This is a genomic window from Lactobacillus sp. UMNPBX4 (assembly GCF_002554115.1).
GTDB lineage: Bacteria > Bacillota > Bacilli > Lactobacillales > Lactobacillaceae > Lactobacillus > Lactobacillus gallinarum.
This window is the reverse complement of sequence record NZ_PCZF01000100.1, coordinates 1-1758: the sequence shown is the minus strand read 5'-3', so window position 1 is coordinate 1758 and position 1758 is coordinate 1. Positions and strand designations below refer to the sequence as shown.

General features: G+C 35.2%; 2 protein-coding genes. Both read right to left on the bottom strand.

The genetic code is table 11. The features are described from left to right. Positions 1–160 precede the first annotated feature (160 nt). Complete coding sequence (locus CP355_RS09825) at positions 161–1075, bottom strand: L-lactate dehydrogenase (protein WP_025005335.1); 915 nt, start codon at positions 1073–1075, stop codon at positions 161–163. 62 nt (positions 1076–1137) lie between these two features. Continuing rightward, positions 1138–1614 (bottom strand): transcription elongation factor GreA, encoded by a 477-nt coding sequence (greA, locus tag CP355_RS09820; protein WP_014918467.1) that lies wholly within the window; start codon positions 1612–1614, stop codon positions 1138–1140. Between the last annotated feature and the right edge of the window lie 144 nt (positions 1615–1758).

The window sequence follows — 1758 nt, the reverse complement described above, 5'->3', positions numbered from 1 at the left end:
AATGGACTTTTTTTAATATTTGAACGAAGTGTTCAATTTGATTTTACAATCCGCCTCCCACTATTTATTACGCAAAAAAGACGAAAATTTTTTTGGAAAAATTAAAAAGACGAGAAATTACGCAATTGTAACTTCTCGTCTTCTTATCTAAATCAATATTTTATTTTTTCTTCAATTGATCCAAGTGTTCCTTGATCTTATCAGCTGCTGCTTCAAGTTTTTCCTTTTCTTCAGAAGTAAGCTTCAATTCAATTACTTCTTCAATACCGTCGCGGCCAATAATTGCTGGATAGCCGATGTAAGTCTTGTATTCTGGATTATAAACTGAAACAGGACAGTATAAACGTGCATCGCTAAATACAGCTTGAACCAAACGAACTGCACAAGTAGCAATGGCATAACTAGTATAGCCTTTACCGTTTGCCACAACAAATGCGTTCTTATTTGATTGTTCACTGATCTTTTCTTGTTCTTCATCGCCAAATAATTGGAAAGCAATCTTATTGTTAACTCTGATCGTTGACCAAGCGGTGAATTGAGAAGAACCATGTTCACCCAAAACAAAACCTTCTACATTACGTGGATCTTGTCCTAACTTTTCACCAATAATTCTTTGTACTCTTGCAGTATCAAGGAAAGTACCAGTACCGAAGACACGATTCTTCTTCAAACCGGAAGTTTCTTGCAAAATTTGAGTAATTGCATCACAAGGGTTAGAAATATTGATCAAAACTCCATGGAAGCCTGATTCCTTAATATCTGCACCAACTTGTCTAGCATTTTTTGCATTTAATTCAAATTCGCCGAAACGATCGCCAGTCTTAACTGAAGCTGCAATATCACCGAAAGCAGTAATAATAATATCGGCATCTTCAAGACCATCCCAATCTTGCTTTCTTACATTGACATAACTATCATTTCTAGCCAAAGTATCATGTAAATCATTGTATTCAGCGTTTACTTTATCTTCATTTTTGTCGATTAAAATTAAATCATCAACCATTCCATGAGTAAATAAAGTATATGCGACAGTTGCACCAACATGACCCATTCCGATAATTCCTACTGTTCTCATTTTAAAAGACCTTCTTTCTAACAAAAAGGGAGTTAGTTTTACCTAACTCCTCTTCTCAATTATTATGCTTCAACATTGTTGATTACAACGTCAAATTGGCCACCAGGAGTGGTAATTGATACAGTTTCACCTTTCTTCTTGCCCAAGAGTGCTTGTGCAATTGGTGAATCATTTGAGATCTTGCCATTTAATGGGTCAGATTCATCACTACCTACAATAGTGTAGGTTTCAGCATCATCTGTACCAACTTCAGTATAGGTAACAGTCTTACCAACTGAAACTTCATTAGGATCAACACTGTCAGCATCGACAACTTGTGCGTACTTAAGCATGTCTTCTACTTGAGCAATTCTGTCTTCTACGTGACTTTGTTCATCCTTAGCTGCATCGTATTCAGAATTTTCTGATAAGTCACCGAATGAACGTGCAACCTTAATACGTTCAATAACTTCTGGACGCTTAACTAATTTTAAATTCTTTAATTCTGCTTGAAGTTTTTCTTTACCTTCAGCAGTCATTGGATAAGATTTTTCAGGCATATTATTTTAACTCCTCAGAAATTAAATTCTCTTTGCATTGATCAATGATATTGGTTTACACCATTAAAGTCAACCATTAACGTACTTTAGTAAGTGTCAATGTTTTTGCGGTAGCCTTTAAACCATTAGTCTAACCTTAATTTC